Annotated in this window: 19 protein-coding genes; 15 read left to right on the top strand and 4 right to left on the bottom strand. The window is 58.9% G+C overall.

Annotation, left to right across the window (positions count from 1 at the left end; all coding sequences use genetic code 11):
- Positions 1–26 precede the first annotated feature (26 nt).
- Together ubiD and ACQKIK_RS20560 are read left to right on the top strand one after the other, a co-directional pair.
- Positions 27–1,493, top strand: a complete 1,467-nt coding sequence (ubiD, locus tag ACQKIK_RS20565) for a 4-hydroxy-3-polyprenylbenzoate decarboxylase (RefSeq protein ID WP_499137294.1) — start codon at positions 27–29, stop codon at positions 1,491–1,493.
- 33 nt (positions 1,494–1,526) lie between these two features.
- Positions 1,527–2,504: a CDP-6-deoxy-delta-3,4-glucoseen reductase gene (locus tag ACQKIK_RS20560; protein ID WP_499137293.1), complete on the top strand. Its 978-nt coding sequence runs from the start codon at positions 1,527–1,529 to the stop codon at positions 2,502–2,504.
- Between the two features lie 80 nt (positions 2,505–2,584).
- Here the strand turns inward: ACQKIK_RS20560 and ACQKIK_RS20555 are convergent, their stop codons facing one another.
- The 3 genes from ACQKIK_RS20555 to ACQKIK_RS20545 form a co-directional block, all read right to left on the bottom strand.
- Positions 2,585–3,244, bottom strand: a complete 660-nt coding sequence (locus ACQKIK_RS20555) for an SPOR domain-containing protein (RefSeq protein WP_499137292.1) — start codon at positions 3,242–3,244, stop codon at positions 2,585–2,587.
- The gene (gene argS, locus ACQKIK_RS20550) at positions 3,245–4,987 is read right to left on the bottom strand and encodes an arginine--tRNA ligase (RefSeq protein WP_046162913.1); all 1,743 of its coding nucleotides are present in this window, start codon (positions 4,985–4,987) and stop codon (positions 3,245–3,247) included.
- A 117-nt stretch (positions 4,988–5,104) separates the two neighbouring features.
- Positions 5,105–7,327, bottom strand: a complete 2,223-nt coding sequence (locus ACQKIK_RS20545; RefSeq protein WP_499137291.1) for a primosomal protein N' — start codon at positions 7,325–7,327, stop codon at positions 5,105–5,107.
- 204 nt (positions 7,328–7,531) lie between these two features.
- Between ACQKIK_RS20545 and rpmE the strand changes: the two genes are divergently transcribed.
- From rpmE to ACQKIK_RS20530, 3 genes are all read left to right on the top strand, one after another.
- The gene (rpmE, locus tag ACQKIK_RS20540) at positions 7,532–7,744 is read left to right on the top strand and encodes a 50S ribosomal protein L31 (RefSeq protein ID WP_019341291.1); all 213 of its coding nucleotides are present in this window, start codon (positions 7,532–7,534) and stop codon (positions 7,742–7,744) included.
- 26 nt (positions 7,745–7,770) lie between these two features.
- Positions 7,771–8,565 (top strand): thermonuclease family protein, encoded by a 795-nt coding sequence (locus tag ACQKIK_RS20535; RefSeq protein WP_499137290.1) that lies wholly within the window; start codon positions 7,771–7,773, stop codon positions 8,563–8,565.
- A gap of 125 nt (positions 8,566–8,690) precedes the next feature.
- A complete protein-coding gene (locus ACQKIK_RS20530) occupies positions 8,691–9,959 on the top strand; it encodes a malic enzyme-like NAD(P)-binding protein (RefSeq protein WP_045430808.1) in 1,269 nt (422 codons plus the stop codon).
- A gap of 131 nt (positions 9,960–10,090) precedes the next feature.
- Here the strand turns inward: ACQKIK_RS20530 and ACQKIK_RS20525 are convergent, their stop codons facing one another.
- Complete coding sequence (locus tag ACQKIK_RS20525; protein ID WP_499137289.1) at positions 10,091–12,544, bottom strand: penicillin-binding protein 1A; 2,454 nt, start codon at positions 12,542–12,544, stop codon at positions 10,091–10,093.
- A gap of 184 nt (positions 12,545–12,728) precedes the next feature.
- On the opposite strand from ACQKIK_RS20525, the gene ACQKIK_RS20520 reads away from it, so the two are divergent.
- The 10 genes from ACQKIK_RS20520 to ACQKIK_RS20475 all read left to right on the top strand — a co-directional run bounded on the left by ACQKIK_RS20520 (position 12,729) and on the right by ACQKIK_RS20475 (position 26,998).
- Entirely contained in the window at positions 12,729–13,793 is a 1,065-nt protein-coding gene (locus ACQKIK_RS20520; RefSeq protein WP_045430802.1) for a pilus assembly protein PilM, read from the top strand.
- Positions 13,793–14,365, top strand: coding sequence for a type 4a pilus biogenesis protein PilN (pilN, locus tag ACQKIK_RS20515; protein WP_045430800.1), 573 nt, complete (start codon positions 13,793–13,795; stop codon positions 14,363–14,365). The genes ACQKIK_RS20520 and pilN overlap by 1 nt, the downstream gene beginning before the upstream one ends.
- Positions 14,362–14,985 carry a type 4a pilus biogenesis protein PilO gene (gene pilO, locus ACQKIK_RS20510; protein WP_046162909.1) on the top strand — a complete coding sequence of 208 codons (624 nt, stop codon included), beginning with the start codon at positions 14,362–14,364 and terminating at the stop codon, positions 14,983–14,985. The genes pilN and pilO overlap by 4 nt, the downstream gene beginning before the upstream one ends.
- Complete coding sequence (gene pilP / locus ACQKIK_RS20505) at positions 14,982–15,509, top strand: type 4a pilus biogenesis lipoprotein PilP (RefSeq protein ID WP_128120281.1); 528 nt, start codon at positions 14,982–14,984, stop codon at positions 15,507–15,509. Before pilO ends, pilP begins: the two co-directional genes overlap by 4 nt.
- A gap of 51 nt (positions 15,510–15,560) precedes the next feature.
- On the top strand, positions 15,561–17,666 hold the full coding sequence (locus tag ACQKIK_RS20500) for a type IV pilus secretin PilQ (RefSeq protein ID WP_463307567.1): 2,106 nt from the start codon (positions 15,561–15,563) through the stop codon (positions 17,664–17,666).
- Positions 17,667–17,673: 7 nt separating this feature from the next.
- A complete protein-coding gene (gene aroK, locus ACQKIK_RS20495; protein ID WP_046162906.1) occupies positions 17,674–18,219 on the top strand; it encodes a shikimate kinase AroK in 546 nt (181 codons plus the stop codon).
- Positions 18,220–18,242: 23 nt separating this feature from the next.
- Positions 18,243–19,334: a 3-dehydroquinate synthase gene (aroB, locus tag ACQKIK_RS20490; RefSeq protein ID WP_463307568.1), complete on the top strand. Its 1,092-nt coding sequence runs from the start codon at positions 18,243–18,245 to the stop codon at positions 19,332–19,334.
- Between the two features lie 20 nt (positions 19,335–19,354).
- On the top strand, positions 19,355–20,848 hold the full coding sequence (locus ACQKIK_RS20485) for an AAA family ATPase (protein WP_127838320.1): 1,494 nt from the start codon (positions 19,355–19,357) through the stop codon (positions 20,846–20,848).
- Between the two features lie 171 nt (positions 20,849–21,019).
- Entirely contained in the window at positions 21,020–25,468 is a 4,449-nt protein-coding gene (gene gltB / locus ACQKIK_RS20480) for a glutamate synthase large subunit (protein WP_127838321.1), read from the top strand.
- A 111-nt stretch (positions 25,469–25,579) separates the two neighbouring features.
- Positions 25,580–26,998: an FAD-dependent oxidoreductase gene (locus ACQKIK_RS20475; protein WP_046162902.1), complete on the top strand. Its 1,419-nt coding sequence runs from the start codon at positions 25,580–25,582 to the stop codon at positions 26,996–26,998.
- Positions 26,999–27,000 lie beyond the last annotated feature (2 nt).

Below are 27,000 nucleotides of genomic sequence, written 5' to 3'. Positions count from 1 at the left end.
CTGCCGGCCCCTGCGAGGCTCAAGCAATGCAGTATCGCGATCTGCGCGACTTTATCCGAGGTCTGGAACAGCGCGGTGAACTCAAGCGCGTTTCAACCGCCGTTTCTCCCGTTCTGGAAATGACCGAGATATGCGATCGAACCCTGCGCAAGCAGGGGCCAGCGCTGCTCTTCGAGAACCCGACCGGCTTTAATATGCCGGTTCTCGGAAATCTCTTCGGCACTCCCAAGCGCGTTGCCCTGGGCATGGGGGCGGAGGAAGTGTCCGAGCTACGTGAGATCGGCAAGCTCTTGGCCTTTCTCAAGGAGCCGGAGCCGCCAAAAGGGCTGAAGGATGCCTGGAGCAAGCTACCGATCTACAAGAAGGTCATTAGCATGGCGCCCAAGGTGCTCAAGGATGCGCCCTGTCAGGAGCTGGTCATCGAAGGTGATGATGTTGATCTGTCTCTGCTGCCGGTTCAGACCTGCTGGCCAGGCGATGCTGGGCCACTGATCACCTGGGGGCTGACAATCACCAAGGGCCCTAACAAGGAGCGGCAGAACCTCGGTATCTATCGCCAGCAGGTGATTGGTCGCAACAAGGTGATCATGCGCTGGCTCAGCCATCGAGGCGGTGCGCTGGACTTTCGTGAGTGGTGCGAGAAGTATCCCGACCGACCCTACCCAGTGGCGGTGGCGCTCGGCGCTGATCCGGCCACGATCCTTGGCGCTGTTACACCGGTTCCGGATTCGCTCTCCGAATATGCCTTTGCTGGCTTGTTGCGCGGCAGCCGTACCGAGCTGGTCAGATGCCGAGGCAGCGATTTGCAGGTGCCGGCCGGTGCCGAAATTGTTCTGGAGGGTTACATTCAGCCTGGCGAGATGGCCGATGAAGGGCCGTACGGTGATCACACCGGCTACTACAACGAGGTCGATCGCTTCCCGGTGTTCACCGTGGAGCGCATCACCCGACGTCGCGACGCTATCTATCACAGCACCTACACAGGTCGGCCGCCAGATGAACCGGCGATACTTGGTGTCGCGCTCAACGAGGTTTTTGTACCGATCCTGCAGAAGCAGTTTCCCGAGATCACTGATTTCTATCTGCCGCCGGAAGGCTGTTCCTATCGCATGGCGGTGGTAACCATGAAAAAACAGTACCCCGGCCACGCCAAGCGCGTAATGCTGGGCGTATGGAGCTTTCTACGGCAGTTCATGTACACAAAATTCGTCATCGTTACCGACGATGACATCAACGCACGGGATTGGAATGACGTTATCTGGGCCATCACCACGCGCATGGATCCCAAGCGCGATACGGTGCTGATCGAGAACACACCAATCGACTATCTCGACTTTGCCTCGCCGGTGTCCGGTCTCGGCAGCAAGATGGGCCTCGATGCCACTCATAAGTGGCCCGGCGAGACTACTCGTGAATGGGGGCGTGCCATCGTGCAGGATGAGGCGGTGAAGCGTAGGGTCGACGAACTCTGGGCCGAGCTTGGCATCGACTGATGACAGCCGCGCATTTACTCAGGTTTTGAATTGATGAAAGTAACCCTGCAACCCTCCGGAGCAGTGCTCGACGTCGAACGTGGTGAGTTGATTCTCGACGCCGCGCGCCGGTTGGGCTACGACTGTCCGCAAGCATGCCGCAACGGTAATTGCCTGATATGCGCTGCGCTGCTGGTTGACGGCCGGGTGCGTCAGCGTGGCGAAAGCCATGATCACGGCGAAGTTTTCGCCTGCCTGGCTGAGCCAGAGGAAGATTGCGTTCTGCTGTGGGATGGTGTGCTTGCGCCGGGGGAGCTACCGGTGCGTACGCTGAGTTGCCAGCTCGTCAGCTGTGAAGAGGTGGGGGGCGACGTGTTTCGCCTGCTACTGCGTGCGCCGGCCGGAAAACTGCCGCGCTACCATGCTGGGCAGTACTTGCTGCTCGAGCGGGAGGATGGCGAATACAGCGCCTTTTCGCTCGCGTCTGCGCCAGGGCGCGGACGTGAGCTGGAGCTCCACGTGCTAGCGCGTGAATCGTCAGCCATCGACCTGCTGGAGCAGATCAGGCGCACCGGGACGGCTCGCGTGCAGATGCCGTTCGGCGATACCCATCTCGCCGAGCTGCCAGAGGGGCCATTGGTGCTGATTGCTGCAGGCACCGGGATGGCGCAGATGCACAGCTTGATCGAGCATTGCCGGGCCGCGGGCTTCGCCTATCCGGTGCATCTGTACTGGGGGGTGCGGCGCCCGGAAGACTTCTATCAGCTGACGCATTGGCAGGAATGGCAACAGATGCCCAATCTGTTTCTGCATCAGATTGTCAGTGATGTATGTGAGTGGGCGGGGCGGCGCGGCATGTTGCATCAAGCAGTCTGCGAGGACTTCACCGATCTCCAGCCAGTTCACGTCTACGCCAGCGGGTCTCCCGCGATGGTCTACGGCACGCTGGATGCATTGGTGGAGGCGGGAATGGATGCAAAACAGATGCGTGCAGACGTATTCGCCTATGCGCCTCGGGATCGTAAGAGCTGAGCGCCGGGCGGGTGCTGCCCGTTTACAGAGAAGCAGCGCCGGCTACAGCGCTGCTCCCGTGCTTGAAATAAAGCCTCGGCTCAGCGCGCCTGGCGCTGTTGAAGCAGCAGGTTCTTGTAACCGCTTGCTGATAGCGCCTTCTGGGCCTGATCGAGTCTTGCTCGGTCGGCAAATGGCCCGACCAGCACCCGATACCAGTCCTCGTCACGCACGGTCACGCTCTCAACCCGTACATCCTGGCCGAGCAGAATGATCTGCGCCCTAACCTTTTCCGCTTCGGGCTTCTTGCGGAACGAGCCTGCCTGCAAGAAAAACTGAGTCACCGGTGCCTTGGCCACTGTGGGCGGAGGCGGTGGTACCTGGCCATTCAGAGCGGCTTCGGCGCGCGCCGCGTCGATCTTTGCAGCCTCTTCCGGCGTGACCGGCTTGGGCGGCTCAGGCTTTGACGCCTCTGGCGGCAAGATCACTTCCGACTCAGGCAGCAGCGTATAGAAGTCGTACTTCGGTTTCGCTGGTTGGCCCGTGGCGGGAGGCGAACGCTTCGGCTGCTCCTTGGATTTCGCAGTGTCCTTGGTGCGCTGGATCTCATCGCCGCCAGGTTCGAGGTTCATCAAGAACACAATGAAGCCGCCGATGACCAGTCCACACACGAGCCAGATCCAGCCGGGTACCGGCTTTTTGGCGGGTGCCTGGTAGCGGCTCGCACCACGTTTCGGGGCAGGTTTTTTCCTGGCTGCCACTTACATCCGCTCCAGCGTTTCCAGGCCAAGCAGGGCAAGGCCCTGTTTCAGCGTTTTGCCGGTCAGGGCGGCGAGGCGCAGGCGACTCTGTTTAACCGTCTCGCTCTCAGCGGTGAGTATCGGGCAGTGTTCGTAGAAGCTGGAGAACAGCCCTGCCAGATCGTATAGATAGCTGCACAGCAGATGGGGAACACCCTTCTCACCCACACCGTTGAGCACCTCGGCGAACTGAGCCAGCTTCGCGCCTAGCGCTTGCTCTTGTTCGGCTTCCAGGTTGATCTCGCCGCCGAGTCCGTCCATGCCGGTACCCAGCTTGCGAAACACGCTGGCCACCCGGGTGTAGGCGTAAAGCAGGTAGGGGGCGGTGTTGCCTTCGAAACTGAGCATCTGCTCGAAGTTGAAGCTGTAATCGCTGGTGCGGTGCTTGGACAGGTCTGCATATTTCACAGCGCCGATGCCCACAGCACGGGCGATCTGCCGCAGCTCCCCTTCGTCAAGATCCGGGTTTTTGCCTTTAACCAGGCTGTAGGCGCGCTGCTCGGCTTCATCGAGCAGGTCAACCAGCTTCACCGTGCCGCCATCCCGGGTCTTGAAGGGGCGGCCATCGGCACCGTTCATGGTGCCGAAACCCATGTGCTCGAGCTGCATGTCGCTGCGGACGAAGCCGGCGCGTCGAGCCACCTCGAAGGTCATTTGGAAATGCAGCGCTTGGCGCTGATCGACAAAATAGAGCGCGCGATCGGCCTTTAGCTGCTGACTGCGGTAGCGCATGGAAGCCAGGTCAGTGGTGGCGTAGAGGTAGCCGCCACCGGCTTTCTGCACAATCACCGGGAGCGGGTTGCCTTCGGCGTTCTTGAATTCATCGAGAAAGACGCATTGGGCGCCGTTGCTCTCAGTCAGCAGCCCTTTGACCTTGAGCGATGCGACTATGTCGGCAAGTTCGGCGTTGTAGGCGCTTTCGCCTTTTACATCGTCCGGGGTGAGCATGACGTTAAGGCGGTCGTAGACTTCTTGCGCATGGCTGAGTGAGAGTTCGTTGAATTGCTTCCACAGCCGCAGGCATTCGGCATCGCCTGCTTGCAGCTCCACGACTAGCTTGCGCGCGCGTTCGGCAAACTCGGTCGATTCGTCGAACCGTTGCTTCGCTGCGCGGTAGAAGCCTTCCAGGTCCGCCAGCTCCGGTGAGTCGAACCCTTTCGGTTGTTCCTTCACGTAAGCCAGCAGCATGCCGAACTGGGTGCCCCAATCGCCCACGTGGTTCTGCCGGATAACCTCGTCTCCGAGGAATTCGAGCACGCGCGCCACGGCGTCGCCGATGATAGTCGAGCGCAGGTGGCCGACGTGCATTTCCTTCGCCAGGTTCGGTGAGGAGAGGTCGACCACAACGCGTTGCTTGGAGCCCGTTTTGCTGACGCTGAGATGAGGGTCGGCAAGGGCGGCTTCCAGCCGCTGCGCCAACGCAGCGCTGTTCTGGAAGAAATTGAGAAAGCCCGGGCCGGCGATCTCAACCTTGCTGACGCTGGGGTCTGCTGGCAATGCTTCGATGAGCTTTTGCGCCAGATCGCGCGGCTTCATCCCGGCGGGCTTTGCCAGCATCATCGCGACGTTGCTGGCAAAGTCGCCGTGGGTCTTGTCGCGGGTGTTCTCCACCTGAATAGTCGGGTTCGACCCCTCCGGCAGCACGCCTTCAGCGGTGAGACGGGCCAGGGCTTGCTGGATCAGATGGCGAATGCTGTCTTTCATGATGTGCTCGGTCGGCCGAAGGCTTTGGTCGAAAACTGGGCATTATCGGTGCGCCGAGGCCGAACCTTCAAGGCTTAAGGCGCTTAGTTGTGCTGGAGTCTGTGCGACAGGCCAACATCAGAACAGGTCGATCGGGTCAACATCCAACGACCAGCGGACGGTGCGGCTACCCGGCAATGCCTCTACCTGCGGCATCCAGGCGCTCATAAGGTTATGCAGTGGTGCGCGGGCGTTAGCTTGTAGCAGCAGCTGCGCTCGAAAACGCCCGGCACGTCGCTCCATCGGAGCGGGCACCGGCCCCAGCAGCTCGACACCCGTGAGGCCGAGTTGCGCTATCAGCTGTTCGGCCTGAATACAGGCTTGATCGAGGAAGTCTTCGGCCTGGCCGGGTTTCACCGCCTCGGCCCGCAACAGCGCAAGATGGCTGAAAGGAGGCAAGCCAGCCGCGCGCCGCTCGCTCAGCGCCTGTTCGGCGAAGGCGAAGTAGCCCTGCTCGGTCAGCTGAACCAGCAGCGGGTGGTCAGCCAAGTGGGTCTGGATGATCACTTTGCCGGGCTCCTCGGCCCGCCCAGCGCGGCCGGCTACCTGCACGATCAGCTGAGCCATCCGTTCGCTTGCGCGGAAATCGGCCGAAAACAACCCACCGTCCGCATCAAGAATGGCGACCAAGGTCACGCGCGGGAAGTGGTGGCCCTTCGCGAGCATCTGAGTGCCCACCAGCAGGCATGGCTCGCCGCGGCTGATGGTGGCCAGCAGCTGCTCCATCGAGCCTTTGCGCGAGGTGCTGTCACGATCGATGCGCAGCACCGGGTAGTCAGGAAAGAGCGTGGCGAGTCGCTCCTCCGCTCGCTCGGTGCCCGCGCCTACGGGCCTCAGGTCGAGCTTGTTGCATTCTGGACAGTTATGCGGCGGGCGTTCGGCATGGCCGCAGTGGTGGCAGCGCAGCTCGTTGTGACGCTGATGCAGCGTCATCCTGGCGTCACAGCGAGGGCACTGGCCGATCCATCCGCAATCGTGGCACAGCAGCGAGGGAGCGAAGCCGCGCCGGTTGAGGAACACCAGCACCTGCTGTCCGGCGGCAAGTGTTTGCGCCATGGCCTGCTGCAACGGGCCGGAAATGCCGGAATCGAGCGGGCGGCTCTTTATGTCCAGGCGCAGGAAACGTGGCGCTTGTGCCCCTCCGGCACGCTCGGTCAGCTTCAATAGTCCGTAGCGCCCGCTGTGCGCGTTGTGCAGGCTTTCCAGCGACGGTGTCGCCGACCCCAGCAAAATCGGGACGTTCTCTTGGCGCGCTCTGACCACGGCGAGGTCGCGTGCGTGATAGCGCAGGCCTTCCTGCTGTTTATAAGAGGCATCATGCTCTTCATCGAGAATGATCAACCCCGGGTTTTTCATCGGGGTGAACAATGCTGAGCGGGTACCGATGATGATGTCGGCCTCGCCGTCCCGCGCCGCAAGCCAGGCATCTAGACGTTCGCGGTCGTTGACATTGGAGTGGAGCAGGGCGATGCGGGCATTGAAGCGCTTTTCGAAGCGCGCCAGGGTCTGTGGCCCGAGGTTGATCTCGGGAATCAACACCAGAGCCTGCTTGCCAGCCTCCAACACCTGATGGATCAGCTGCAGGTAGACCTCGGTCTTGCCGCTCCCGGTGACGCCGGCAAGCAGGTATGCCTGAAAACCATCCAGGCCTGAGCGAATGGCTTCGAAGGCGGCGCGTTGCTGCTGGTTCAGCGGTAATTCCGCCTGCAGCAGCCAGCTGCCCTGGTGCCGGGGAGTCTGGTGGCAGCGCCGGGTCTCGACGCGCAGCAGGCCTTTCTGCAACAGCAAATCGAGACTGTCTTTGCTCAGCTGCAGCTGCGAAAGCAGGGCATGCGCCACGCCGTGAGGATGCTGAGCGATGGTCTTCAGTGCTTCGCGTTGGCGTGGCGCCCGGCTCAGTCTCGGGTCTTCGGGCCGCGCGCCGTTGGCTACATGCCAGAAGCGCTCCTGTCTCGCCTCGGCGGGTTCGCCCTGGCGCAGCAGGACTGGCAGCGCCCAGCTGAGCGTGTCGCCGAGGCTGTGCTGGTAATACTGGGCAGTCCACAGGCATAGCTTGAACAGCGGCGACGGTAGGGGAGGTCGCGCATCGAGCAACTCCAGAGCCGGTTTGAGCTTCGCCTCGGGGACTTCGCTGTGATTGACGACCTCTACCAGTATTCCGATGATTTCGCGTCGGCCAAACGGTACGCGCAGGCGCATACCCGGCTGCAGCCCGGCGTTTGAGACCCCAGCAGGTGGGAGGTAATCGAAGAGTCTGCGCAATGGCGAGGGCAGCGCGAGGCGGAGTATGGATCGGGGCACGCGAAAGTCCTTGGCGGCGAATGCCGATCTTAAACGATCCGGCGGGGTAGCAGGCTGGCCTGTAGTCCCGGGCTGTGGGGCGAGGCGGATATCTGTCCGATCAGCAGCCCTTGCATCGCCTCCTTGCTCTGTTATTATTCGCGCCCTTCCGTGCGGTACTCGACATAGGGTCGGGTGGCGGCACAAGTCCTAGAGGATTTTTCCATGAAAGCCGATATCCATCCTAATTACGTAGAAATCGACGCCACTTGCAGCTGCGGCAACGTCATCAAGACTCGCTCTACGCTGGCCAAGAACCTGAGCATCGACGTTTGCTCTGAGTGCCATCCGTTCTACACCGGCAAGCAGAAAGTGCTGGATACCGGTGGCCGTATCGACCGCTTCAAGCAGCGCTTTGGTGTGTTTGGCGCCAAGTAATAAGCTGTCGTCGCTACGGGAATCCGATGAGATTCTCCGAGCAACTGAAAAAGGCGTCCCAGGTGGGCGCCTTTTTCGTTTCTATCTTCTTCAGCTTGCAAGCTGCGGCGCTTTGCCCGGCCGGCGAGCCGCTCTCGCGCGTGAAGGTCGCGACAGTTATTGATGGCGATACGCTGCGGCTGGTCGATGGTCGCAGTGTGCGACTCATTGGGTTGAATGCCACCGAAATGGGCCGTAAAGGGCGCAGTGCCGAGCCGTTTGCAGAGGCTGCAAAGAATCGGCTGCAATCGTTGGTGAGCACCAATGATGGTTATGTCGCTATAAGGATTGGTCGGCAATCCAGGGATCACTACGGACGCGTTCTTGCTCACGCCTTCGACAAACATGGCGAAAATCTGGAAGCGCAAATGCTTGCCGAAGGATTGGGCTTCTTTGTCGCCATCGCGCCGAACGTATCGTTGGCCGAATGCCAGCGAGCGGCGGAGCTGCAGGCGCGTTCTGCTGGCAAAGGGGTTTGGCGGAAACCTCCTGTGATCGCGGCGGACCGCGTGCGTGGCGGTGGGTTTGCGATTGTCAGGGCCCGTGTCGAGCGCATGGAGACCAACCGAGGAGGTGTCTGGTTGGAACTGGGTGGTTCGCTTGTGGTGCAGATCCCTCCTCAGGTCGTTGCCGCTTTCGATGATGCGCTGAGGGGGTTGTCTGGCAAGGATGTCGAGGTCAGGGGCTGGGTTATCGACCGAAAGAGTCGTGGTGATCGGTCGCGGCGGGCGCGTTGGCTGTTGAAGCTAAGCCACCCGTCGATGCTCATGCCTTTGTCCTGAAGCCGTCGCCAAAAGTCGTACGGCCAGACCTTGACAGTCAGGTTTTCCGTTCCCTTGTGACGGCGCTCGGTCTTGGCGTATCCTCGACCACCTGTCTGTCCCAGTAAAATAAGCGGAATTGCCCCATGACTGACCTGAAAACTGCCGCTCTCGACTATCATTCCCAGCCCCGTCCGGGAAAGTTGAGCGTCGAGCTGACCAAGCCCACGTCCACCGCTCGCGATCTTTCGCTGGCCTACAGTCCTGGTGTGGCGGAGCCGGTCCGGGAGATCGCCCGAGATCCTGAGTTGGCTTATCGATACACCGGCAAAGGCAATCTGGTTGCGGTGATTTCCGATGGCACCGCAATTCTCGGTCTTGGCAACCTTGGGCCACTGGCATCCAAGCCGGTTATGGAAGGCAAGGGTGTACTGTTCAAGCGATTCGCTGGGGTCGATGTGTTTGATATCGAAGTCGATGCGGAGAGTCCGCAGGCCTTCATCGATACCGTCAAGCGTATCTCCATCACCTTTGGTGGGATCAATCTGGAAGACATCAAGGCGCCTGAGTGCTTCGAGATCGAACGGACCTTGATCGAACAATGCGACATTCCCGTATTTCATGACGATCAGCACGGCACGGCTATCGTCACTGCAGCGGGCATGCTCAATGCACTGGAAATTGCCGGTAAGTCTTTGGAACAGGCAAAAATCGTCTGCCTTGGCGCCGGCGCCGCTGCAACCTCCTGCATGAAGTTGCTGGTTAGCATGGGCGCGAAAATCGAGAACATCTTCATGATCGATCGCAAGGGTGTTATCCATGCGGGTCGTGACGATCTAAACCAGTACAAAGCAGTGTTTGCACATGAGACCGACAAGCGCACCCTGGATGACGCGCTAGACGGTGCCGACGTCTTCGTGGGCCTGTCGGGCGCCAATCTGCTGAGTGCCGAGGGTCTCAAGCGTATGGCAGCCAATCCGGTGGTATTTGCCTGCTCCAACCCGGACCCTGAGATCAGTCCGGAGCTGGCGCACGCGACGCGCTCCGATGTAATCATGGCAACCGGCCGTTCGGATTATCCGAATCAGGTCAACAACGTGCTGGGCTTCCCGTTCATTTTCCGCGGTGCGCTGGACGTCCGGGCCAAGCGCATCAACGAGGAAATGAAGATAGCAGCCGCGCTGGCGCTGCGTGACCTCGCCAAGCTGCCGGTGCCGGCCGAGGTGGCGGCCGCCTATGGCGTTGACAGTCTGGAGTTCGGTCGGGAATACATCATTCCGAAGCCTATGGATCGGCGCCTGATCACACTGGTTTCCGATGCGGTCGCCAAGGCTGCCATTGAAAGTGGCGTGGCGACTCTGCCCTACCCCTCTAACTACCCGCTTAAGTCTGTCGACGACGTCTTCGGTGGTTGAGTGGTGGTCTATGGCTCCGCTTTGACGGGGCTGTAGTTAAAAAAAACCGGCCAATGGCCGGTTTTTTTATCATCGAAATCCCGCAGAACGCTTAGCGGAGCTCGGCTACGCTCTCACGTAGTATTCGACTTTTAGAAAAGATCCATAGGTGCCGTTTCGCTGGCCGGTAGCGGACTGCCAGGGATGGTTGCGCCTGGCATCAGCTCATCGTTCATGCCGGGCGGTGAATCTTCGCTTCGGAATATTTCGAAATAGGCATCTGGTGTCCCTGGTGCCGCTGCGCGGCCACTGTCAGGGTCGATGCGCAGGGTCAGGATGCCTTCAGGCTCAGCAGGGGCATGTTCAGGTTTGCCCTCCAGCACAGCGCTCATGTATTTCATCCATATGGGAAGGGCCACCGTGCCGCCGTACTCACGGCGACCTAAGCTCTGAGGCTGATCGAACCCGGTCCAGACGGTGGTGACGATGTCGGCGTTATAGCCCGAGAACCAGCTGTCTTTTGATTCGTTCGTGGTCCCGGTCTTTCCCGCGATATCGCCACGGCCCATCGCCAAGGCTTTTCTGCCCGTGCCTCGTTTGATGACGTCTTGCAGCATGCTGGTCATGATGTAAGCGGTCCGATCATCAATGATCTGTTCGGCGTACCTGGGAGGCTGGGGGGGCAGCTCTGAGCGGTCGTCGGCAATGAACGAGTCGTTCTGTGCGTAGGCAATGGCTGTCGCCTCGGGCGCCGCTCCAGAGGTTGGATCAGCAGTGTTGCGTTCTGGCACGCGCACAGGATCTGCGCTGAATATCACCTTCCCGTCTCTATCCTCGATCCGCTCTATCAAATACGGCTCTATCTTGTAGCCGCCATTGGCAAATGCTGTCCAGCCGGTAGCGATTTCCATTGGTGTCAAGGTTGCTGTGCCAAGCGCAAGCGACAAGTTCGCTGGCAGGTCTTCGGGCTTGAATCCAAAACGTGTGATGTAGTCGATGGTCTGCGGGATGCCGAGCGTTTGCAGCAGGCGAATCGACACTAGGTTGCGTGATTTGTACAGTGCCTCTCGCAAGCGGATCGGGCCGAGGAAGGTGTTGTTATCGTTCTTGGGTCGCCAAACGCGGTCTAGGCCTTCTTCGACGAACACGATGGGGGCGTCGTTAACAAGCGTGGCAGGGGTGAACCCTGCATCCAGTGCGGCGCTATAAACGAAGGGTTTGAAGCTCGAGCCGGGCTGGCGCTTGGCCTGAATGGCGCGGTTGTAATTGCTTTGCCCAAAGGAAAACCCTCCGGTCAGCGCCTCGATGGATCCATCAAGCGGATCGAGAGATACCAGTGCGCCCTGCGCCTGGGGTATCTGGCTGAATAGCGCTTCGCCTTCGACAATGCGGATCCGAATGACATCTCCTGGTTTGACCACGTCGGACGGTGCCTTCGGTTGCGGTCCCAGGCTGTTGGTATTAATGAATGGGCGGGCCCACTTCATACTTTCCCAGGTGATGCTGTGTTCGCTGCCGTCTCGAAGTAGCGCCTGGACGGATTCTTTTGAGGTGTGACTGACGACAGCCGGTTGCATCCCGGACTGGCTGCGATAGTCACCGAGCTGTCTCAGCCAGTCTGCTTCATCCGTGCCAGCCAGGTGAGCTTCCGGGCCACGATAGCCGTGGCGCTGGTCGTATTCGATCAGTCCCTGGGTAAGGGCTTGGTTGGCAGCGATCTGACGTTCGCTGCTGACGGTGGTATGGACGCGGAATCCGTCAGTGTATGCGGCGCTGCCGAAGCGGCCGACCATTTCGGCGCGTGCCATTTCGGCAATATAAGGTGCGTCGAGTTCGGGCGAGGAGCCGTGATAGGACGCATCGACGAGTTCCGCCAATGCTTGGTGATAGCGGGTCTCGTCTATTTTCCCGAGGCGATACATTCGGCCGAGAATCCAGTCTCGTCGCTCCTTGGCTCGTTCCTTATTCGCGAGCGGATTGAAGGCTGAAGGTGCCTTGGGCAGGCCGGCTATCATCGCCATCTGCGCCAAGCTCAGCTCGCTGATTGATTTGCCGTAGTACACCTGCGCTGCAGCTTCTATTCCGTAGGCGCGGTTTCCTAGGTAGATCTTGTTAACGTACAGCTCAAGGATCTCATCCTTACTCAGTTCTCGTTCAATCTGAAGAGCGAGGAGGATTTCATTGATCTTGCGCGAAAAGCTGCGCTCGCTGGTCAGGAAGTAATTCTTCGCCACCTGCATGGTGATGGTGCTGCCGCCGGTCTGAATATGGCCGGTTTTCAATAATTGCGTGGCAGCGCGCATCAGGCTGGAAACATCAACGCCATAATGATTCGCGAAGTTATCGTCTTCTGCCGACAGCAAAGCGGCGATGAAATCCTTGGGTATTTCATCGAAGCTGATAGGGGAGCGACGCATTTCGCCATATTCGGCGATCAGCTTGTCATCGTGGCTGTAGACACGCAGCGGAATCTGGAGCTGTATGCTGCGTAGCGAGTCGACAGATGGCAGGTTGGGGCTGAGATAGAGAAACGCGCCACTGAGACTGAGCAAAAGTCCGCAGAAAATAGCCAAGCACGACCATAGGAAAAACTTCAGAAAACGCATCGGGTTTCGTTGAATCCAGGATGGGGAATGAGGTGTATGCCGCAGACGGTGCTGAAAGGAAAAACCGTTCACATTATAAGCGGTTTTTCTGTAGGGGAGCCATTTGCGCTTCTGTCAAGGCTGTTATCTAATGCTGACATACATAATTAATCCGTAAGTAGCGGATAGAGATAGGAAATCAGCCGTGCTAGGGCTATTCACTAAGAAAGCGAACACGCTGCTTGGGATCGACATCAGTTCGACGTCCGTCAAGCTACTGGAATTAAGCCGCTCAGGTTCCCGATATCGGGTTGAGTCCTATGCGGTTGAGCCACTCCCGCCAAATGCTGTGGTTGAAAAGAACATCGCTGAGCTGGAGGGCGTGGGGCAGGCGCTTTCCCGACTGTTAGGCAAGGCAAAGACAGGAGTCAAGTCGGCTGCTGTGGCGGTATCTGGTTCGGCGGTCATCACCAAAAGCATTGAGATGGAAGCCGGGCTCAGCGACGAAGAGCTGGAAAACCAGTTGAAGATCGAAGCTGATCAGTACATTCCCTACCCTCTCGAAGAGGTTGCCATCGATTTCGAGGTGCAGGGTCCTGCCCCTCGTTCGCCTGGCCGGGTTGAAGTGCTACTGGCAGCATGCCGCAAGGAAAACGTGGAAATACGGGAAGCGGCGCTCGCCTTGGCGGGGCTGACTGCAAAGGTCGTTGATGTCGAAGCCTATGCGTTGGAGCGCTCCTATGGCTTGCTGGCGCCCCAGCTGGGTGCCGGACATGACGAGCTGACCGTCGCGCTCGTCGACATCGGTGCGACCATGACCACGCTCAGCGTATTGCACAACGGCCGTACTATCTATACGCGAGAACAACTGTTCGGTGGTCGTCAGCTCACCGAGGAAATACAACGGCGTTATGGGTTGTCAATGGAAGAGGCGGGCCTGGCCAAGAAACAGGGAGGCCTACCAGACGACTTCGACAGCGAAGTGTTGCAGCCGTTCAAGGAAGCGGTCGTTCAACAGGTTTCGCGCTCTCTGCAGTTCTTCTTCGCTGCCGGGCAGTTCCACGATGTGGATTACATTCTTCTGGCAGGCGGTACGGCATCGATCCCGGGGTTGGATCGGCTGATTCAGCAGAAAATCGGAACCCAGACTTTAGTCGCCAACCCGTTCGCCGATATGGCATTGAGCAGCAAGGTCAACGCTGGCGCTCTCGCCAGTGATGCCCCGTCCCTGATGATCGCTTGTGGGTTGGCCTTGAGGAGTTTCGACTGATGGCCCGGATTAACCTTTTACCTTGGCGCGAGCAGCTACGCGAAGAGCGTAAACAGCGTTTCCTGGTGTCGCTGGCCGGGGTGGCCGTTGTGGCAGTGGGTTTACTGTTTCTTGCAGACCAGTACTTCACCCATGCCATCGAGCAACAGAACGCGCGTAACGATTTTGTTCGCAAGGAAATTGCCGTTCTGGATACCCGAATCGCAGAAATCAAGGAATTGAGAGAGCGTCGGCAACAACTGCTTGAGCGGATGAAGATTATCCAGGATCTGCAGGGGAATCGTCCGATCATCGGCCGTGTATTCGACCAACTGGTTCGCACGCTTCCCGATGGCGTTTACTTCACCGGGTTGAAGATGACCGGGAAAAACATCGCCATCGTCGGCGCTGCTGAGTCAAACAACCGAGTCTCTAACCTGATGCGTAATTTGGATGGCTCTGATTGGCTGGACGCGCCGAACCTGAACGAAGTGAAGGCCGTCACCGCAGGGGCGATCGACCAGGAGAACGTGTTCCAGTTAACGGTACAACAGACACAACCGGCTGCTGCTGTCGAAGGAGAGAAACCATGAGTCTGGCTAGCTCGATGGAGAGTCTCCGTAGCGTCGATCTGTCTGATCTGGACATGAACAACCTGGGGTCCTGGCCCGCAGCGGTAAAGGTCATCGCTGCGATATTGCTGATGGCCCTGATTCTCGGCGGTGGTTACTACTTCTATCTCAGTGATTTGCAGGCCAGCCTCGACCAGCAAGTGGCAGAGGAAGATAGACTCAAGCAACAGTTCTCCACGAAAGCATTTCAGGCGGCGAACCTGGAGGCGTACAAGGCGCAGATGCTTGAGATGGAAGCGTCTTTTGGTGCTTTGCTGCGCCAGTTGCCGAGTGATACCGAGGTGCCGGGTTTGCTTGAGGATATCACCCGTACTGGCCTGGGCAGCGGGCTCGAATTCGAGGAAATCAAGCTGCAGCCAGAAGTGACACAGCAGTTCTATATTGAGTTGCCGATACAGATCAAAGTCGTTGGCGCTTATCACGACCTCGCCACTTTCGTGAGCGGCGTATCAAGTTTGCCGCGCATCGTTACCCTGCATGATTTCGAGATTAAGCCGAACAGTAAGGATTCGTCTTCCAAGCTGCACATGAGCATCCTGGCAAAGACCTATCGCTATAACGACAAGGGGCTGCAGAAATGAAAGGAGCCCGACTTGTGGCGATGGGCCTGGGCATGGTGGTGTTGGCTGGGTGTGGTGTTAGCGGCGATTTCGAAGATCTGCGCAGTTACATGAATGAAGTGCGTGCCAAGCCGAAAGGTTCGATCGAGCCCCTTCCAGCGTTTCTGCCGTACGAGGCGTTTACCTACAGCGCGGCGTCGTTGCGCCATCCCTTCCAGCCGCCTATGAAGATTGATCTGACTCAGCGGCAGAAAGGGACAAAGGATATAAAGCCCGATGAAAGCCGCATCAAGCAGTTTCTTGAGGAATTCAACATTGAAAACTTCGTCATGGTTGGCACGCTGGCCAATGGCGCAGGTAACTACGCCTTGATCAAAGGTGGTGACGGGGTTCACCGAGTCAAGGTCGGTGACTATCTGGGGCGCAACCATGGCCGTATCGTTGAGATCAGCGAAGCCGAGGTGGGTGTGCTTGAAATCGTTCCGGACGGAGAGGGTGGGTGGCTTGAGCGCCCGCGTAGCCTGACCTTGAAAGAGCGCTCTTGAGTCATGGCAAAAATGGAAAACCTATACCGGTCTGCACAACGGAAGCCTTTTATGAATAGCACTCTCACTCGTCTCGGTTTGTCGTTGCTGGCAGCGTTCATCTCGCCTGCATTGCTGGCAGCAAATTTGAATTCACTTGATGTCGCATCGTTGCCCGGCGACCGCGTTGAGCTGAAGCTGGCTTTCGACGAACCGGTTCCCACTCCTCGCGGCTATACGCTCGACCAGCCAGCCCGCATCGCTCTTGATCTGCCAGGCGTATCCAGCAAGCTGGGGTCGAAAAATCATGAGCTGGGTGTCGGTAATGCGCGAAGCGTGACCGTGGTGGAGGCGCAGGGGCGTACCCGACTCATCGTGAATCTCACTTCTCTGGTTCCGTACTCGACCCGTGTTGACGGCAACAACCTGTTCGTCGTGCTTGGCGAATCCGCTAGCGCCCCAGCTGCTGCTTCAGCTGCTCCGGCGGTCTCGACGAAACCGGTCACACCGAACGCTTCGCTGGCTATTGGAAAATCCATCAGCAATATCGATTTTCGCCGTGGAGATGACGGGGCCGGTAATGTGGTCATCACCTTGTCTGACCCTTCGATCAGCCCAAGTATTGAAGAGCAAGGCGGTAAAATTCGAGTTTCCTTCGCCAAGACGCAATTGCCGGAATCGCTGCGTGTTCGGCTGGATGTCCAAGACTTTGCTACGCCAGTTAAATTTGTCGATTCAAGCAGCAAGGGAGATGGCGCCAGTATTGCTATCGAGCCCAGCGGTCGATACGACTACCTGGCGTACCAGACCGACGACAAGCTGACCATTAGCGTCAAGCCGCTCAGCGAGGCAGATGCCGAGCAACGCAAGGCCGAACATTTCACCTATTCCGGTGAGAAGTTGTCGCTGAATTTCCAGGACATTGACGTTCGCTCTGTTCTGCAGCTAATTGCGGATTTTACTGATCTGAATCTGGTGGCTAGCGATACCGTACAGGGCAATATCACTCTACGTTTGCAGAACGTACCCTGGGATCAGGCGCTGGACCTCGTGCTGAAAACCAAAGGCCTCGACAAACGCCAGGTGGGGAATGTTCTGCTGGTGGCTCCGGCAGACGAGATCGCCGCGAGGGAGCGGCAGGAGTTGGAGGCGCAGCGCCAGATCGCCGAACTCGCACCGCTGCGACGCGAGGTGGTACAGGTGAACTACGCCAAGGCTTCAGACATCGCGCGCTTATTCCAGTCGGTCACCGACAAAGGTGGCGACAGCGAGGATCGTGGTTCGATTGCCGTTGACGACCGCACCAACAACATCATCGCTTACCAGACCCAGGAGCGTCTTGATGAACTGCGCCGTATCGTGGCTCAGCTCGACATTCCGGTGCGCCAAGTGATGATCGAGGCCCGGATCGTCGAAGCTAATGTCGATTATGACAAGAGCCTCGGTGTTCGTTGGGGTGGAAATCTTTGGGCCGGCGACAAGTGGAACGCTTGGGGCAAAGGCGGCAATCTGGGCGTAGAGGATGGGGACGAGGGGCAGGTTGGTCGTTTCCCTGGCATACGTGAAACGCCGCTCAACTTGCCTTTCGTTGATATGGGGGCAATTGGCGCTACTTCTGGCATTGGTTTGGGTTTTGTCACGAACAACGCCATCCTCGACCTCCAGCTCTCGGCTATGGAAAAAACGGGTAATGGTGAGGTGGTTTCCCAGCCGAAAGTCGTTACCGCTGATAAGGAAACTGCCAAAATTCTTAAAGGTTCTGAAGTTCCTTATCAGGAAGCAAGCTCCAGCGGCGCCACCAGCACCTCTTTCAAGGAGGCAGCGCTATCCTTGGAGGTCACGCCGCAGATTACCCCTGACAACCGCATCATCATGGAGGTCAAGGTCACCAAGGACGAGCCGGACTTCTCTCAAGCCGCTAGCACTGGCGGTATCCCGTCGATTCGTAAGAATGAGGTCAATGCCAAGGTGTTGGTGACCGATGGGGAGACGATCGTCATTGGCGGCGTGTTCTCCAATACTCAGAGCAAGTCCGTCGATAAGGTTCCGTTTTTAGGTGATTTGCCCTTCGTGGGTCGTGTATTTCGGCGTGATCTCGTACAGGACAGAAAGTCCGAGCTACTGGTATTCATAACTCCGCGGATCATGAATAATCAGGCAATTCAAGCCAGCCGTTAAATACTTGATGCCGAATATCATTCTCGTGGGTCCGATGGGGGCTGGAAAAAGCACCATCGGACGCCTGCTTGCCAAGGAGCTTCGTCTCCCCTTTCGGGACTCCGACAAGGAGATCGAGCAGCGCACCGGTGCCAGCATTCCGCTGATATTCGATGTTGAAGGCGAGCAGGGTTTTCGGGAGCGGGAGCACGTCGCCATTCAGGAGCTATGCCAAATGCACGGCGTCGTGCTGGCAACGGGTGGCGGTGCGGTGCTTAGAAAGGACAATCGCGAGGTGTTGCGCACAGGGGGGCGCGTTATCTACCTGTGCACTTCGGTCGATCAGCAGCTTGACCGTACCTCCCGGGATCGCAATCGACCGTTGCTGCGAGCTTCGAACCCCCGCGAGGTGCTGACCGGTTTGATGGCTGTTCGGGACCCGTTGTATCGCGAAATTGCTGACATCATCATTCAGACGGACGAGCGCCCCCCGCGCCTGGTGGTGCAGGAGATTCTCAGTCAGCTCCAGTCTCCTGGGGCTCGTGAAAGCTTGGGCCGATCTGCGCTATCCTAGTCCCCTTTAATCATGGGGGCCCCATGCAGACTCTACAGGTCGATCTCGGCGAGCGAAGCTACCCGATCATGATTGGTGCGCAGCTCATCGATCAGGGTGAGCTGTTGGCCCGCCATATCCGTGGCAAGCAGGTTGCAATCGTTACTAATGACACCGTTGCGCCGCTCTATCTTGAGCGCCTTTTGCGCAGCCTTGGCGAATTCAAGCTGACCCCGATCGTGCTCCCCGATGGAGAGGCGCAAAAGAACTGGCAGACCCTGCAGTTGATCTTTGATGCGTTGCTGTCGGCTAGGCATGATCGCAACACCACGATCGTCGCGCTGGGTGGCGGCGTGATCGGCGATATGGCCGGTTTCGCAGCTGCCAGCTACCAGCGAGGCGTCGAATTCATTCAGGTTCCGACAACTCTGCTATCTCAAGTCGATTCCTCGGTGGGCGGTAAGACGGGTATCAATCATCCGCTCGGCAAGAACATGATCGGTGCGTTCTACCAACCGCAGGCAGTGCTGATCGACACTTCCACTCTGGCAACTCTGCCGTCGCGCGAGTTGTCCGCCGGCCTCGCCGAGGTCATCAAATACGGATTGATCTGTGACGAGCCGTTCCTCGGCTGGCTTGAGGAGAATATCGACAGGCTTCGAACGTTGGATCAAGTGGCGCTCACCGAAGCGATAAAGCGTTCCTGTGAGGCTAAGGCCAAGGTGGTTGGAGCGGACGAGCGAGAGTCAGGCATTCGCGCCACGCTCAATCTTGGTCATACGTTCGGCCATGCCATCGAGACCCATCAGGGCTATGGAGTATGGCTGCACGGCGAGGCGGTCTCGGCGGGCACGGTCATGGCCCTCGAGATGTCGAGCCGGCTGGGGTGGATTAGTGCCGATGAGCGAGATCGCGCAGTGCGCTTGCTGTCGCGTGCCGGTTTGCCAGTTGTGCCTCCAGTCGACATGAGTGCTGAGGATTTCCTAAAGCACATGGCAGTCGACAAGAAAGTGCTGAACGGCCAGTTGCGATTGGTGCTGCTCAAGCGCCTGGGCGAAGCCGTGGTAACCGGTGACTTCCCCCGTGAAGTGCTAGAGGCCACATTGAACGTCAACTACGACGCGCTTACGCAATAGTCAGAACCTAAGAGATTTCCATGTCCAGTTTGTCTGCTGACGATTCGTATCTGAATCATTACGGGTTCAGTCATGATCCCTTTGCTGCACGCGTACCCGGCTTCAAGTTCTTCCCAGCTCAGCGCAAGCCAGTGCTTGGGCAGTTGCATCACCTTGCTCGCTACAGCCAGTTGCTACTGGTAGTGACGGGGCCCGAGGGTAGCGGCAAAACACTGGTGCGTCAGGCCCTTGTGGCCAGCAGTAACAAGCAGGCGGTTCAGAGCGTGGTCATCTCGCCACAGGAAACGCTCGATTCGAACATTCTTTTGCAGCAGATCGCCCAAGCGCTTGGCAGTCAGCGCGCCGACTTCGACTCGATCATGGCGCAGATCATTCAATTGGCGTTGACCGGTCAGGAAGTGTATCTGCTGGTCGATGATGCCGAACGGCTTACGGGGGCGGCCGTCGAAACCTTGCTGCGACTCGCTCAGGGTAGCCCTGAAGGGCGGCCGCACGTCTTTCTCTTCGGTGAGCATACTCTGGTGGCGCGTCTGGAGGCGTTGGTAGAAGGTGAGGAGCGCTTCCATGTGATTGCGCTTCAACCGTACGAGCAAGATGAAACTCGCGAGTATCTCGCGCTGCGCCTCGAAGGGGCTGGATCTGGGCTGGATTGTTTTACTGAAGAGCAGGTCGAGCGAATTCATGTCGATTCCGGCGGATGGCCGGGTGCCATAAACCAGACCGCTAGAGAGGAGCTTCTCGAGGCAATGCAGCAGTCGAAAGGGCGTCGAAAGTCGGCCGGATGGAGCTTGCCGCTACCCATGAAGCACGTGCTCGCTCTGGTCGTCGTCGTTTTCATCGTCTTGATCACCTTGCTGATGATGCGAGGCTCGGATGACTCGTCAGCGACGGCTGTCACCACCGCATTGCCGCTGGGGACGGCCCCGGTAACCGAGGCGCTTGACGAGGAGGCCGATACGGCGTCGGAGATCGTCCCGGTGCCGCCTGCTCAACTGGTTATCCGAGAGCCACTTGCTGCTGCTGGTAGTGCCGAGGCGGATGATTCATCGGCACAGGCTATCGAGGAGCCGGCGCCTGTTGAGGAACTGGCTGACGACAGTATTCAAGCGCCTGCAGAAATCGCGGCCCCGGTGGCAGTGGAGCCTCCGGCCGCTCAGCCCAATCGCGTAGCCGAGGTGCCGCGGGAACCCGTGCGTCAAGTTGTCGCGGATGCGCCTGCCTCCCCTGCGAACTGGTACGCCAACCAGTCCAAAACCAACTACCTGGTTCAGGTGTTGGGTACGCGGACCCAAGCGAACGCTGAGGCATTGGTTAAACGGCAAGGTGACGGTTTCCGTTATTTTGTCAAGCAGCATGAGGGTAGGCCCTTATATGTTGTGACCTACGGCAGTTTCCCCAGTCGTAATGCTGCGTTGGAGGCCATCAAGAAATTGCCGCCCTCGCTGCAGGCTGGTAAGCCTTGGGTGCGGAGTTTCATGAGCGTCCAGCAGGAAATCTCGCCGACTCGCCAGTGATTGCCCCAAAATAGTGCGCGGTGCCCTGTTTTGGGGCTTGCAAAAATAAAATTGTGTCGCTCTACCGGGCTTTGTAAACTGCTCCCCCTTTTGCCCACGTGTATGACGGGGCGATTCTGTGCGCCGTCAATAAGGGGTTGATTTACAACGCATTTAGCTGGTGGAGTGCCTATGAGAGCAGGTCTGTTTCGTCCTGAAGAGTTCAAGGATAACTGCGGCTTCGGTCTGATCGCCCACATGCAAGGCGAGGCAAGCCATCACCTGCTTCAGACCGCAATTCAATCACTCACCTGCATGACTCACCGGGGCGGCATCAACGCTGACGGTAAGACCGGCGATGGTTGCGGCCTGCTGATGCAGAAGCCTGACGCGTTTCTTCGCGCCATGGCCAAGCAGCATTTCGATGCCGATCTGCCGGCGCTTTACGCCGTCGGGATGATCTTTCTCAGCCAGGACGCGGCCAAGGCGGAAACGGCCCGGACCAGCCTCAACGAGCAGATTGCTGCCCAGGGTCTGACCCTGGTTGGCTGGCGTGAGGTTCCAGTCGATACCACTGTTCTGGGCCGTCTCGCCTTGGAGCGCCTGCCGCGCATCGAACAGGTATTCGTCTCGGCGGAAGGCCTGTCCGAACGTGATTTCGGCATCAAGCTGTTCTTCGCCCGCCGCCGTGCCGAAGTCGCCCTCGCAGGTGACAAGGAATTCTACGTCTGCAGCCTCTCCGACAAAGACATCATCTACAAAGGTTTGATGATGCCGGCGGACCTGGCGCAGTTCTATCCCGATCTCGGCGATGAGCGTCTGGCCACGGCCATCTGCGTGTTCCATCAGCGCTTCTCCACCAATACGATGCCGCAATGGCCGTTGGCTCAACCGTTCCGTTTCCTCGCTCATAACGGCGAGATCAACACCATCACCGGCAACCGCAACTGGGCGCAGGCGCGCCGACTGAAGTTTGCCAATGAGCTGCTTCCAGACCTGGAAGCCCTCGATCCGCTGGTCAACCGTACGGGCTCAGACTCCTCAAGCATGGACAACATGCTGGAGCTGTTGGTCACCGGCGGTATGGATTTGTTCCGTGGCCTGCGCATGATCATTCCTCCGGCCTGGCAGAACGTCGAGACGATGGATCCCGATCTGCGCGCCTTCTATGAATTCAACTCCATGCACATGGAACCTTGGGACGGTCCTGCGGGCGTAGTGCTGACCGATGGACGCCATGCGATCTGCCTGCTCGACCGCAATGGTCTGCGCCCTGCGCGCTGGGTTACGACGACGAACGGCTACATCACTTTGGCTTCCGAAGTGGGTGTCTGGGATTACAAGCCGGAAGACGTGATCGCTAAGGGTCGTGTCGGGCCGGGGCAGATCCTGGCGGTGGATACCGAAACCGGACAGGTATTGCATACCGATGACATCGATAGCCGTCTGAAGTCTCAGCATCCGTACAAGACCTGGTTACGCCAGAACGCGTTGCGTATCCAGTCGACCCTGGACGATAACGACCATGGCTCGGCGTTTTACGATGCCGACCAGCTTAAGCAATACATGAAGATGTTCCAGGTCACCTTCGAAGAGCGTGACCAGGTTCTGCGGCCTCTTGCGGAGCAGGGTCAGGAAGCCGTCGGCTCCATGGGCGACGACACGCCGATGGCCGTGCTGTCGCGCCGAGTTCGCTCACCGTTCGACTACTTCCGTCAGCAATTTGCGCAGGTCACCAACCCGCCGATTGACCCGCTGCGCGAGTCGATCGTGATGTCACTGGAAACCTGCCTGGGCGCAGAGCGTAACGTCTTCGAAGAAACCGCCGATCACGCCAATCGCGCGATCCTGACCACACCAGTGATCTCTCCTGCGAAATGGCGGACGATCATGGAGCTCGACCGTCCAGGTTTCGAGCGCCATCTGATCGACCTCAACTACGACGAGTCTCTCGGCCTGGAAGCGGCGGTTCGCAATATCGCTGACCAAGCCGAAGAGGCTGTGCGCAGCGGCAAGGTCATGCTGATCCTCAGCGACCGCAACATCCAGCCAGGCAAGCTGCCGGTGCATGCATCGCTGGCCGTAGGTGCTGTCCATCACCGCCTGATCGAAACCGGTCTGCGCTGCGACTGCAATATTCTGGTTGAAACCGCCACTGCACGCGATCCGCATCACTTCGCCGTTCTGATCGGTTTCGGTGCGACCGCTGTCTATCCGTTCCTGGCGTTCGAAGTGCTCGGCGACCTGATCCGCACTGGCGAAGTACTTGGCGACCTCTACGAGGTGTTCAAGCACTACCGCAAGGGGATCTCCAAAGGCCTGCTGAAGATCATCTCGAAGATGGGCATCTCAACCATCACCTCGTACCGTGGCGCTCAGCTGTTCGAAGCCGTGGGTCTGGCTGACGAGATTGTCGATGTCAGTTTCCGTGGGGTCGCCAGCCGTATTAAGGGTGCGCGCTTCGTCGATCTGGAAGCCGAACAGAAAGCGTTGGCGACCGAGGCTTGGAGTGCACGCAAGCCGATCCAGCAAGGCGGCTTGCTGAAGTTTGTCTACGGTGGTGAATACCACGCCTACAACCCCGACGTCGTCGCGGCGCTGCAAGTTGCGGTGCAGGAAGGCGACTACAGCCGCTTCAAGGAATACACCGCACTGGTCGATCAGCGTCCGGCGGCGATGCTGCGCGACCTGCTCAAGCTCAAAGTGTCGGAGCAGCCGCTTGCGCTTGAAGAAGTCGAGCCGCTGGAACAGATCCTCAAGCGCTTCGACTCCGCCGGCATTTCGCTCGGCGCGCTGTCCCCTGAAGCCCACGAGGCGATTGCTGCGGCGATGAATCGCATTGGCGCGCGCTCAAACTCCGGTGAGGGTGGTGAAGATCCTGCGCGTTATCGCACTGAACGCAGCTCGAAGATCAAGCAGGTGGCCACTGGTCGTTTCGGTGTCACCCCTGAATATTTGGTCAACGCAGAAGTGCTGCAGATCAAAGTCGCGCAGGGTGCCAAGCCCGGCGAAGGTGGCCAGCTGCCGGGTGGTAAGGTCAACGGCCTGATCGCCAAGCTGCGTTACGCGGTGCCGGGCGTCACCCTAATTTCGCCGCCACCGCACCACGACATCTACTCGATCGAGGATCTGGCCCAGCTGATCTTCGACCTCAAGCAGGTCAATCCCAAGGCGCTGGTTTCGGTCAAGCTGGTGGCCGAGCCTGGGGTCGGCACCATTGCCGCTGGCGTTGCCAAGGCCTACGCCGACCTGATCACCATCTCCGGCTACGACGGCGGCACAGGCGCCTCGCCGTTGACCTCCATTCGTTATGCCGGCTCACCCTGGGAACTCGGCCTAGCCGAAACGCACCAGACCCTGCGTGGCAACGACCTGCGGGGCAAGGTTCGCGTACAGACCGACGGCGGGCTGAAGACCGGCCTGGACGTAGTCAAAGCCGCTATTCTCGGCGCCGAGAGCTTCGGTTTCGGCACCGCCCCGATGATTGCGCTGGGTTGCAAGTACCTGCGTATTTGCCATCTGAACAACTGCGCCACCGGTATCGCCACGCAGAACGATCAGCTACGCAAGGACCATTTCATCGGCACGGTCGACATGGTGGTCAACTTCTTCACCTTCGTGGCTGAAGAAACCCGCGAGTGGCTGGCGCGGCTTGGTGTGCGCACCCTTCAGGAGCTGATTGGGCGTACCGATCTGCTCGAGCTGCTGCCAGGTGAAACTGCTAAGCAGAACCATCTGGATCTGTCGCCATTGCTCGGCAGCGATCACATTCCGGCCGACAAGCCGCAGTTCTGTCAGGTGGAGAAGAACCCACCGTTCGATCAGGGGTTGCTGGCCGAGGAAATGGTCAAGCTCGCTCGTGCTGCCATTGATGCCAAGAGTGGCGGTGAGTTCGAACTGGACATCTGCAATTGCGACCGCTCCATCGGCGCCCGGGTCTCCGGCGAGATCGCCCAAGTGCATGGCAATCAGGGCATGAAGGACGCTCCGATCACCTTCCGCTTCAAGGGCACCGCCGGTCAGAGCTTCGGCGTCTGGAACGCGGGCGGCTTGCATCTGTATCTGGAAGGGGATGCCAACGATTATGTCGGTAAAGGCATGACCGGTGGCAAACTGGTGGTTACCCAGCCCAAGAGCAGCGTTTTCGAATCGCAGCATTCGGCCATCGTTGGCAATACCTGTCTGTATGGCGCAACGGGCGGCAAGTTGTTCGCTGCGGGTACCGCGGGTGAGCGTTTTGCCGTGCGTAACTCTGGCGCCCATGCGGTTGTGGAAGGCACCGGCGATCATTGCTGTGAGTACATGACCGGCGGTTTTGTCTGTGTCCTCGGCAAGACCGGTTATAACTTCGGTTCCGGTATGACCGGCGGTTTCGCCTATGTTCTGGATATGGACAACAGCTTCGTCGACCGGGTGAACAACGAACTGGTCAACCTGCAGCGGATCACGGGTGAGGCCATGGAAGCCCACCGTAGCCATCTACAGGAAGTGCTGCGCGAATATGTCGCCGAAACTGGCAGCGCATGGGGCGCGAAACTCCTGGAAAACCTCGACGACTATCTGCGTCGTTTCTGGCTGGTGAAGCCAAAGGCGGCCAACCTGGCGTCACTGCTGTCGAGCACTCGGGCCAACCCCCAATAAAAAGCAGGTTCAAGCGGCAAGCCTCGGCAAGATGCCCGAGGCTTGCCCCGCTCCGTGATTGTCACGCAGTCTGCAGCCTTGGGCTTGCGGCTGCCGCTAAGAGGTTTTGAAATGACTGAACGTCTGAATAACGACTTCCAGTTCATCGAAGTCGGGCGCAAGGATCCGAAGAAAAAGCTGCTGCGACAGCGCAAGAAAGAGTTCGTCGAGATCTATGAACCCTTCAAGCCGCAGCAGGCCTGCGAGCAGGCCCACCGCTGCCTGGGTTGCGGCAACCCCTACTGCGAGTGGAAGTGCCCGGTTCACAACTACATTCCCAACTGGCTGAAGCTGGTTTCGGAAGGCAACATCCTCGCCGCGGCCGAACTGGCGCACCAGACCAATACTCTGCCGGAAGTCTGCGGGCGCGTCTGCCCGCAGGATCGCCTGTGCGAGGGTGCCTGCACGCTGAATGACGGTTTCGGCGCGGTTACCATTGGTTCCGTGGAAAAGTACATCGCCGATACCGCCTTCGCCATGGGCTGGCGTCCAGACATGTCCAAGGTCAAGCCGACCGGCAAGAAAGTCGCCATCATCGGCGCTGGACCGGCCGGTCTGGGCTGTGCTGACGTACTGGTGCGCAGCGGCGTGGCCCCGGTGGTGTTCGACAAGAATCCGGAGATCGGCGGATTGCTGACCTTTGGTATTCCAGAGTTCAAGCTGGAGAAGACGGTCCTCAGCCGTCGCCGTGAAATCTTTACCGGGATGGGGATCGAGTTCCGCCTGAACACCGAAGTGGGCAAGGACGTGACCATCGACCAGTTGCTCGCCGACTACGACGCCGTATTCATGGGCATGGGCACCTACACCTACATGAAGGGAGGCTTCCCCGGTGAAGACCTTCCTGGCGTCCACGATGCGCTGGACTTCCTGATCGCGAACGTCAACCGCAACCTCGGGTTCGAGAAGTCGCCGGAAGACTTCGTCGACATGAAAGGCAAGAGAGTCGTGGTTCTGGGCGGTGGCGACACGGCCATGGACTGCAACCGCACCTCCATTCGCCAGGGCGCCAAGAGCGTGACCTGCGCCTACCGTCGTGACGCGGCGAACATGCCAGGCTCGCGCAAGGAAGTGAAGAACGCCAAGGAGGAGGGCGTTAAGTTCCTCTTCAACCGGCAACCCATCGCTATTGTCGGCGAAGGCAAAGTTGAAGGCGTCAAGGTCGTCGAGACGCGTCTTGGCGCGCCGGATGCCCGTGGCCGTCGCAGCCCCGAGCCGATTCCCGGTTCCGAGGAAGTGCTGCCAGCCGATGCAGTGGTGATTGCGTTTGGCTTCCGTCCGAGCCCGGCCGACTGGTTCGAAGGGCAGGCCATCCAGACCGACAACCAGGGCCGCGTCGTAGCGCCAGAGATGGGGCAGTTCAAACACCAGACCAGCAATCCGAAAATCTTCGCAGGTGGCGACATGGTGCGCGGCTCCGACCTGGTGGTGACGGCGATCTTCGAAGGCCGTCAGGCTGCAGAAGGCATCCTCGACTACCTGGAAGTCTGACC

The organism is Pseudomonas sp. NPDC047961, from assembly GCF_050272435.1.
In the GTDB taxonomy this organism is placed as follows: Bacteria; Pseudomonadota; Gammaproteobacteria; order Pseudomonadales; family Pseudomonadaceae; genus Stutzerimonas.
This window is presented reverse-complemented; position numbering and strand designations above follow the sequence as displayed.